Raw genomic sequence first — 9,078 nt, 5'->3', positions numbered from 1 at the left:
TCTTGCCATTCTTGGCCGATAGCAATTGACTCAAACACTTCCTCAACCTTTTCAACCTGACGATAAATCTCAGCAGTACCTATTCGAACACCGCCAGGGTTAAGGATTGCATCAGAGCGGCCGTGAATGATTACGCCGGTTTGGGTTGGTGTTCCATTATCTGCTTCGTGGACAATAAGCTCTCCGTAGTCCCCATGAGCCCATGTGTTGTCAAAGCGTTTAAAGTAAGCGCTTTGGTATTTTTCGTTATTTTTGTCATTCCAGAAACCGGTTGGCATGGAAGGGAAGGCTTGCTTACAAACAAGCTCTCCTTTTCCTTGTGTAAGGCTAGTTCCATCATCATCTAAAAATTGTACGTCCATCCCTAAGCCAATGCATTGAAGCTCACCTTTGTATACTGGAAGATTCGGGTTTCCTAGCGCAAAACAAGAGATGATATCTGTGCCCCCGGAAATACTAGAGACGCATACGTCCGTCTTAATGTCGCGGTAAATATATTCAAAACTTTCGTGGCTCAAGGGGGAGCCGGTTGATAAGAATGCTTCGACGCTATCAAGTTGGTGGCTATGCTTCGGCGACAGACCAAACTTCTCACAGGCAGCGTAATACTTGGCACTAGCCCCAAAAATATCGATACCTTCTTCGTCTGCAATATCAAGCAGGCTGGTTTGTTCTGGGTGGAATGGTGAGCCGTCATACAACACTAGCGTAGCACCTAAGGCTAGACCAGAAACGAGCCAGTTCCACATCATCCAGCCACAGGTTGTGTAGTAGAAAAGCTTGGTATTTGGCTTGACGTTGGTATGCAGTGCAAGCTCTTTGAGGTGCTGAATCAAGGTACCACCAGCGCTATGTACAATGCATTTGGGTTTGCCTGTTGTTCCTGATGAATAGAGGATGTACAGCGGTGCCGAAAAGGGCATTTGCGTGAATGACAATGCGCTGTTGTCCTCTACCTTCATTACATCCGCCCAGGTATGAAATGAATCACCAAGGGCTTCTTTGTCGCTATCTTTTGGCTTGAGATAAGGAATCAGTATGCAGGCTTCTAATTCGCTTAGACCTTTCTGGACGGCTTTAACACGTTCAAGGCTGCTGATAGTTTTATTTCCATAGTAATAACCGTCTGTAGCAAAAAGGACTTTAGGACGAGTTTGTTCGAAGCGATCGAGCACGCCTGTTACGCCAAAATCGGGTGAACAGGATGTCCAGATTGCACCGAGGCTACTTGTAGCAAGCATGGCAATCACCGCATAGCAACTATTTGGTAGGAAGCCGGCTACCACATCGCCTTTTGCTACGCCCACTTGCTTAAGATATGTGGCACACTTATTAACCTGCTGGAGTAGTTCCTGGTAACTAAGCTCTGTTCTAAGGCCATGCTCGCCACGTTCAACAATCGCTATCGATGCAGGGCTGCTTTCAGCTTGGCGCAACAGATTCTCGGCAAAGTTCAAGGTCGCATTTGGAAACCATTGCGCACCCGGCATCTTGTCTTCATTAAGCAAGGTGAGTTCGCCTTTATGACCTTTGACATCAAAGAAATCCCACAGCTGTGACCAGAATGCCTGCTTATCAGAGACAGACCAACGATAGAGTTGATCGTAGCTTTCAAATGAATGTTCGCTTTGCTGATTTAGATAAGACATGAATCGAGTCAGTTCTGTCTGCGATATGCGGTCTATGCTAGGTTGCCAAAGGCATTCGTTATTTTGCTGATTCATGTCGTGCTGTTCCGAGTCTGGTTATTTTAATGCGAGCGCTACTTTTGATTGATTAGTTCGGCCAATTGCATTGCAAATTCTGTTTCCTGCTTCAATGAGCTTGTCTAGCTCAATACCTGTTTCCATGCCAGCCCCCTGGAGCATATAAACGGTGTCTTCTGTGCTGACATTTCCAGAGGCTCCGGTTGCATAGGGGCAACCACCTAAGCCAGCTACTGAGGTATCGAAAGTTCTGTAGCCTAACTCTAGGGCTGCGTATTGATTGGCAAGCGCTTGGCCGTAGGTATCGTGAAAATGGCAGGCTAGTTGATTGGTCGAGAAGTGTCTCAATAGTTGAGAGAGCAGCGTTTTTATTTGAACGGGCGTACCAATGCCAATTGTATCGCCGAGTGATACCTCGTAGCAGCCCATGCTCAGCAGGCGCTCACAGACTTTAGTAACATTTTCAGGCGAAGTGATGCCATCGTAAGGGCAGGCGATAATGCAAGAAACATAAGCTCGAACGCGCAAATTATCCTGCTTGGCCTGGGTAATAAGTGGCTCGAAACGAGCAATGCTTTCATCAATGCTGCAGTTGATGTTTTTCTGAGTAAAGCCTTCTGAAGCTGCAGTAAATATGGCAACCTCATCCACATTGACAGATTTGGCTGCTTCATAACCCTTGAGGTTTGGGGTGAGAGCTGAGTAACAGATATCATCTCTGCGACTTAGCTTTGTGAAAACCTCTGCACTACTGGCCATCTGGGGAACCCACTTGGGTGAAACAAAGCTACCGGCCTCTATTTGCTTCAGTCCAGCCTTGCCAAGCTGTTCGATTAAGGCGAGTTTATCTTCCAAGCTTACGATTCCAGCTTCGTTTTGTAGCCCGTCACGCGGACCCACTTCAACAATTCTTACTTGATCACTCATGCTTGTGTTTACTCCTTATTGCTCTTAATCCAAGGAGCTGGCTGCTTATCGAAAAATGCCTTCAATCCATTTTGACCTTCTTCCGATACGCGTAAGTCAGCAATAAGCTGGCTGGTGCGTTCACTTAAGTCTTCAGGAGCTTGCACTATGTCAGCCACTAGCTGCTTGGCTGCAATACTGGCTTGCGGGCCAGTTGTTAAAATTTGTTCAACAATAGCCTGTACTTGCTCATCTAATTGTTCAGTTGCTACAACTTCATGGACAAGTTGATAACCCTTTGCTGCTTGAGCCTTAAATACTTCAGCAGTTAAGAATAGTCTTTTTGCGATGCGAGGGCCGATGGCTTCAACAACAAAAGGCCCGATGGTGGCAGGTGCTAAACCGAGTTTCGTTTCGCTTAAACAGAAACGTGATTTCTCATCGGCGATGGCAATGTCGCTGCACGCGATAAGCCCGATTGCTCCACCGTAGGCGGCTCCTTGTACGCGTGCTATTGTGGGAATCCTAAGATCGTTTAACTCTTGCATAAGCGCAGCAAGTTGGCGTGCATCGTGAAGGTTGTCTTCATGACTTAGCGTTGCCATACGTTTCATCCAGGCTAAGTCAGCCCCGGCGCAGAAATGTTTGCCATCAGCTTTGAGTACCATAACGCGCGCATCTGAGTCGTTGACTGTTTTTATATGTGCGCGTAGTTCGGTAATTACCTGGTCATCGAAAGCGTTGTGCTTTTCAGGGCGCGATAAGCAAAGGGTGGCGATTTGCTTATCAAATTGAAGAGTACTTGCTGGCTGCATGGTTAATATCCTGATTCATTGAATTGTACCTTATGAGTAATTTGAGTGATCGCTCATACTTACATTCTAAATACGCCAAACTCGGTATCTTCTATTGGTGCGTTTAGGCTAGCTGAGATTGCGACGCCAAGAACTTTTCGAGTGTCGCTAGGCTCGATTATGCCGTCATCCCATAAGCGTGCACTGGCATAATAAGGGTGTGCCTGTTTTTCAAACTGTTCGATAATCGGTTGCTTGAGTGCTTGTTCTTCTTCATCAGACCAAATGATGCCACGTTTAGCCAAACTATCTCGTTTAACTTGTGCCAGAACGCCTGCAGCCTGTTCGCCACCCATTACTGAAATACGTGCATTTGGCCACATCCATAGGAATCGTGGATGATAGGCTCTCCCGCACATGCCGTAATTTCCGGCACCAAAACTTCCGCCAATAATGATCGTAAACTTCGGAACTTTAGCGCAAGCGACGGCCATGACCATCTTTGCCCCATGCTTGGCGATACCGCCTTCTTCAAACGATTTGCCAACCATAAAGCCGGTGACATTTTGTAGGAAGATCAAAGGGATCTTACGTTGGCAGCATAGTTCAATAAAGTGCGCGCCTTTTTGAGCTGACTCAGAGAACAAAATACCGTTGTTAGCAATAATACCTACCGGGTTTCCATATATATGTGCAAAGCCGCAAACGAGTGTTTCACCAAAGTATTGCTTGAACTCTGAAAAGTCAGAATTATCAACGATTCGAGCAATGACCTCTCGCACGTCGTAAGGGGTTTTTAGGTCAGATGGAACCACTCCGTTAATTTCATTTTCCGGGTACTTAGGTGGTTTTGCTGGGCGAGTAGCCATTTGTTTTGGCTTCTGCCAATTAAGATTTGATACACATTCTCGAGCGATCTGGATAGCATGCTCTTCACTGTCGGCATAATGATCAGCAACACCAGAGGTTTTGCAATGCACATCAGCGCCGCCCAGGTCTTCTGCGCTAACTTCTTCACCGGTTGCAGCTTTAACTAGCGGTGGGCCTGCTAGAAAGATTGTACTGTGGTTGCGAACCATTATGCTTTCATCGGCCATTGCAGGGACGTAAGCGCCACCTGCGGTACACAATCCAAGTACAACGGCGATTTGTGGAATCCCTTTGGCAGACATGTTGGCCTGTCGATAGAAAATGTTGCCAAAGTCATCCTCGTCCGGAAAGACTTCATCCTGATTAGGGAGGTTTGCGCCACCTGAATCTACAAGGTAGACGCAGGGTAGGCGATTCTCTTCAGCGATGGTTAAGGCGCGGAGATGTTTTTTAACCGAAAGAGGGTAGTAAGTGCCTCCTTTAACCGTCGAATCGTTGGCAACAATCATGCACTCAGTGCCATTGATTCGGCCTATGCCAGTAATTGCACCGGCAGAGGGAACCTTTTCATCGTATACCTCATGGGCAGCAAGTTGAGATAACTCAAGAAATGGTGAGCCGGGATCAATTAATCTCGTGACTCGGTCTCTGGGTAAAAGCTTTCCTTTAGCTAGGTGGCGCTTTACCGCTTCAGGCCCGGCGCTATTTGCGGTGGCCTGAATGGTTTCACGCAGCCCAGTCACCAGCTCGTCCATCGCAAGCTTTCTTTCTTTAAACTGTGCGCTTAAAGCGTCTGTGTTGGATTGTATAACGGTCATAAATGATTCTATCCATCGATAGCCTTAGCAATATTTGCTAAGGCTTGGCTTTAATTAACGAGGCAGGGTGTTAACGCGTTTCCATAAATAATTCGCGGCCGATTAGCATACGACGAATCTCGGAAGTTCCGGCACCAATTTCATAGAGCTTCGCATCTCGTAATAGGCGCCCAGCAGGGAACTCGTTAATGTAGCCATTGCCGCCAAGTATTTGGATTGCCTCCAAGGCCATTTTAGTTGCTGCTTCAGCGCTGTATAGAATGATACCGGCCGCATCTTTACGGGTGGTCTCACCTCGGTCACAGGCTTTAGCAACGGCGTATAAGTAGGCGCGGCTGGCATTGAGTGCTGTGTACATATCAGCCATCTTCCCCTGGATTAACTGGAACTCGCCGATCGACTGATTAAACTGTTTGCGTTCGTGGATATAAGGTATAACCAGGTCGAGGCAAGATTGCATAATGCCCGTTGGCCCACCTGATAGCACGACACGTTCATAATCGAGGCCGCTCATTAGTACTTTAACGCCCGCATTTTCAAGACCAAGAACATTTTCAACAGGGACTTCGACATCTTGAAATACCAGTTCGCAGGTGTTTGAACCGCGCATACCCAGCTTGTCTAGCTTAGGAGACCGACTAAAGCCCTTCCAGTCACGCTCGACGACAAAGGCAGTTATACCGTGCGGGCCTTTCTCTGGCGCCGTTTTAGCGTAAATGACATAGGTGTTAGCGTCGGGCCCGTTGGTAATCCACATCTTGCTACCGTTGAGAACATAATGGTCACCGCGTTTTTCGGCTTTAAGTTTCATGCTCACAACGTCACTACCAGCGTTCGGCTCACTCATTGCGAGTGCACCAATGTGCTCACCCGAAATAAGCTTCGGTAAATACTTTTCTTTTTGTTCTTGGCTACCGTTACGGTTGATTTGGTTAACACATAAATTTGAATGAGCGCCATAACTAAGGCCAATCGATGCGCTGCCGCGGCTGATCTCTTCCATTGCCAGTACATGAGCAAGGTAGCCCATGTTTGTGCCGCCAAACTCTTCCGGTACGGTCATGCCCAATAGACCCATTTCACCAAGTTTAGGCCAAAGCTCGTTAGGGAACTCGTTATCACTATCGGTCTTTGCAGCGATGGGCGTAATCTCACTTGCGACGAAGTTAGAGACCTGGTCTCTGAGCATGTCATTGGTTTCACACAAATCAAAATTTAGTAATTGCATGGTTGGCCTCACATTTCTATTTATTCGGTAAGAGATTGTTTATGTCTTTTGTTTATTTATCGCGTCTATGCACCGAGACTCGGCTTCATCAAGTTCGAGCTGCATAACACGAATATCTTCAACCTGTTGCTTTAAGACTTGTCTGCGCTCATTAATTTTATCGAGCAGGCGTCGTAATTGAACTTGGTTTGCACCACTTGGGTCGTACAACTGAATGAGTTCTTTTGACTCGGCAAGCGATAAACCAAGGCGTTTGCCTCGAATAATCAGTTTTAGTGTGACTCTGTCGGCATCTGAATAAATTCGCGTTTGTCCCTTTCGGGTAGGGTGCAGAAGTCCCTCTGCTTCATAAAAGCGTATGGTTCTGGTGGTGACATCGAACTCGCGAGACAGTTCGCTAATGCTGAATTGTTGGCTCATTCTATCAACCCTTTTTGGCCAATTTACTTTAGCTATCATGATATACTTACGTTGACGTTAACGTCAACATTGTGTGGTCTAGTGACAAAATTGTGTTGTGGTGGGTTAAAGGGTGGGTGATGCTTATTTCAGTAACTTATAATGTCTGTTCAATAGCTCTACCCAGCTTTCCAGCTTATCTGCATTGCCAATGCGTTTACCTTCCTGACCTCTAATCTTCGAAAGCCATAAGCCTTCACCGTTGAAGCTGTATACAGGTGCCAGGTCGGTACGTTGGCCTGCTGGTTTTATTTCATTAATCAGGTTGTCGAGAATGAGGGGTTCAGCGTCTGGAGTCGGGTAATAGGCGAGGACCATGTGAGCCTGGTTCAGCTCAAGCGCTTTGACGTAGGTGATTTTTATCATGTCATCAGGGATTCCCATTTCCCGAAGCGTAAAGTACTTTGCAATTGAGAAGTCCTCACAGTCGCCAGCATTGGTTGCCAAAAACTCTAATGGCGTTGCCCAATAATCTTCCTTATTCCATTGTTCTTGATCGGATACGAACTTCACTCTATTAAAGAACTGGTTTACAAGTTTTAGCTTTTGTTGATGGGTAATGTTTTGTTTGTAATTAGCGATTCTTTCCCATTGCTGGAGTCGGCTAACAGCGTCCTGGCCGAAGCGCTGGTCAATAAAATCGAGAACTTTAGAGTTAAGGTCTAGGGCTGAGGCGCAGGTCGTAATAAAAAAAATTATGACAACCCGCTTGTAAATCGGGGTCCTTAAAAGAGTGAGGCCTAAGCAATAGCTATTGAATATCGGAGTCATTGTGACTTATTGGTTTACTCTATTTTTAAGCATTCGCTTCCGAAGTTTGCTTAAACGGTCTTTTATGCCCTGCGTTCTGCCCGGGTTTGCTGCGCGAGTTGTAATGATGGGGTTGTTTTCGGTGTTCTCTGTTTCCTCAATTTCAGGATCATCCACTGGCTCATAGCTTTCAAAGCCAATAGGGCGCTGTTCGACAAATACCAGGTTTTCTAATCGCCCAGAGCGTTCTAATACGACACGATCTGGATAAACTTGTTTAAGTGTTGCACCGCCCGGCAGTTCGTCATTTATTCGATAGTTTAAGGTTTGTTTATCTGGTCCTTGGATAAGGGCGCTGGCATTGTCAGTATTACCGCTTGCCATGACGCCCGTAAGCAGAAGTTTTAGGCTAGTTTTTGGGAGGTCTTTGGCGACTGGTTTTGGTTTGCTTATGGCCTTGTTAACGTCGCCAAACAGGCTGAACTTGGAGATGTTGTGAGTTTTTTGCGGCTTGTTAGTATTTGTTTGCGCGACACTGCTAGAGGGGGTTGTAGGCTTAAGATCTTTTTTAAGGTCTTGGATGAAAATAGGGGCTAGTTGTATATAAATACTTCCGCAAATAAGTGCGCATAATGCGAGCGCTGATATTAAGGGAAGCCGGTTAAACAACATGTTAATAAACCTGGATTAGTCGTCGCTGTCACAGTTTCGCAATGTTTCAGCCGTGATCATTTATATTTATGTCTTAGCCATTATAGTAGCACAAGATCTAGCTTTGCTTATGTAAGAGTCTTCAAAAAATGGTTTTACTGTAGCGCTTTTTTTATGGGGTTCTGTCAGGGTATTTTGGTATTTCATAGGACTTAATTTTGCTTATCCTGACAAAATATATGAATTAGTTAATAAAGAGCGTGTTTTTGCGTTTATATTAGTCTTACGATGTTTTAATGTAATCGTCTATTGTTTATAAGATTAAGACAATACAATGCTCGTCTTACTTAAGTTAAATGCTTAATTTAGCTTGCTCGTGGGATTATGAATAATACTAACCTGGCGGACCGAATTTAAGGGGTTACCGTGATAGAAGAGTCTCAACATAATAGTGCTGATGCAGCGGATATTCCGACTTTAGAAGAGTCCGGCACCGCATCCGGCTCTGTTGAAGATACTGGTTTAATGCTTCCATTTGAGCGGTTGCCATTCTCCTTTGCTAAGAAGCAAGGGATAGTATTGTTGAAAAATCAAAATAACGAGTATGAGATTCTTTATCGGGCGGGTCTTAGCTCCCAGGCTTTTGCAGAAGTAAACCGTCTAACTTTTGGTGAGGTTCCTTTTCAACAAGTTGATGAGGCAGAGTTCGACGAAGCTTTAGGGCTTGCTTACCAAAATGACTCTGCAGAAGCAATGCAGATGGTCGAAGGTCTGGGCGACGATATGGATCTGGCCAGCTTGGCAAACTCGGTTCCAGAGACCGAGGACTTATTAGAGCAAGAAGATGATGCGCCGATCATCAGACTAATTAATGCTATTTTGACCGAAGCAGTAAA

General features: G+C 45.7%; 8 protein-coding genes and 1 pseudogene. 1 reads left to right on the top strand and 8 read right to left on the bottom strand.

All coding sequences use genetic code 11. The annotated features are described in order from the left end of the window. The 8 genes from A3763_RS03950 to A3763_RS03915 all read right to left on the bottom strand — a co-directional run. Positions 1–1,724 (bottom strand): acetoacetate--CoA ligase (locus A3763_RS03950; protein ID WP_068759903.1); only part of this gene is annotated, 1,724 nt, incomplete at its 3' end. Between the two features lie 21 nt (positions 1,725–1,745). Beyond that, the gene (locus A3763_RS03945) at positions 1,746–2,633 is read right to left on the bottom strand and encodes a hydroxymethylglutaryl-CoA lyase (RefSeq protein WP_068507219.1); all 888 of its coding nucleotides are present in this window, start codon (positions 2,631–2,633) and stop codon (positions 1,746–1,748) included. A gap of 8 nt (positions 2,634–2,641) precedes the next feature. After that, on the bottom strand, positions 2,642–3,427 hold the full coding sequence (locus tag A3763_RS03940) for an enoyl-CoA hydratase-related protein (protein ID WP_068507218.1): 786 nt from the start codon (positions 3,425–3,427) through the stop codon (positions 2,642–2,644). 59 nt (positions 3,428–3,486) lie between these two features. Further along, positions 3,487–5,094 carry a carboxyl transferase domain-containing protein gene (locus tag A3763_RS03935; protein ID WP_068507216.1) on the bottom strand — a complete coding sequence of 536 codons (1,608 nt, stop codon included), beginning with the start codon at positions 5,092–5,094 and terminating at the stop codon, positions 3,487–3,489. Positions 5,095–5,164: 70 nt separating this feature from the next. After that, a complete protein-coding gene (locus tag A3763_RS03930) occupies positions 5,165–6,322 on the bottom strand; it encodes an isovaleryl-CoA dehydrogenase (RefSeq protein WP_068511075.1) in 1,158 nt (385 codons plus the stop codon). 39 nt (positions 6,323–6,361) lie between these two features. Continuing rightward, positions 6,362–6,742, bottom strand: coding sequence for a MerR family DNA-binding transcriptional regulator (locus A3763_RS03925; RefSeq protein WP_068511073.1), 381 nt, complete (start codon positions 6,740–6,742; stop codon positions 6,362–6,364). 123 nt (positions 6,743–6,865) lie between these two features. Next, positions 6,866–7,552: a transglutaminase-like cysteine peptidase gene (locus A3763_RS03920; protein WP_082865153.1), complete on the bottom strand. Its 687-nt coding sequence runs from the start codon at positions 7,550–7,552 to the stop codon at positions 6,866–6,868. A 6-nt stretch (positions 7,553–7,558) separates the two neighbouring features. Next, entirely contained in the window at positions 7,559–8,203 is a 645-nt protein-coding gene (locus A3763_RS03915) for a type II secretion system protein N (RefSeq protein WP_068511072.1), read from the bottom strand. Between the two features lie 405 nt (positions 8,204–8,608). On the opposite strand from A3763_RS03915, the pseudogene A3763_RS03910 reads away from it, so the two are divergent. After that, positions 8,609–9,078: pseudogene (locus A3763_RS03910) on the top strand (type II secretion system protein GspE); the annotation flags it as partial.

This window comes from Oleiphilus sp. HI0128 (assembly GCF_001635365.1).
This window is presented reverse-complemented; position numbering and strand designations above follow the sequence as displayed.

Coding starts and splice junctions, on each gene's coding strand:
- A3763_RS03925 (WP_068511073.1), bottom strand. CDS start 6,742: ATGAGCCAACAATTCAGCATTAGCGAACTGTCTCGCGAGTTCGATGTC.
- A3763_RS03920 (WP_082865153.1), bottom strand. CDS start 7,552: ATGACTCCGATATTCAATAGCTATTGCTTAGGCCTCACTCTTTTAAGG.
- A3763_RS03930 (WP_068511075.1), bottom strand. CDS start 6,322: ATGCAATTACTAAATTTTGATTTGTGTGAAACCAATGACATGCTCAGA.
- A3763_RS03915 (WP_068511072.1), bottom strand. CDS start 8,203: ATGTTGTTTAACCGGCTTCCCTTAATATCAGCGCTCGCATTATGCGCA.
- A3763_RS03940 (WP_068507218.1), bottom strand. CDS start 3,427: ATGCAGCCAGCAAGTACTCTTCAATTTGATAAGCAAATCGCCACCCTT.
- A3763_RS03945 (WP_068507219.1), bottom strand. CDS start 2,633: ATGAGTGATCAAGTAAGAATTGTTGAAGTGGGTCCGCGTGACGGGCTA.
- A3763_RS03935 (WP_068507216.1), bottom strand. CDS start 5,094: ATGACCGTTATACAATCCAACACAGACGCTTTAAGCGCACAGTTTAAA.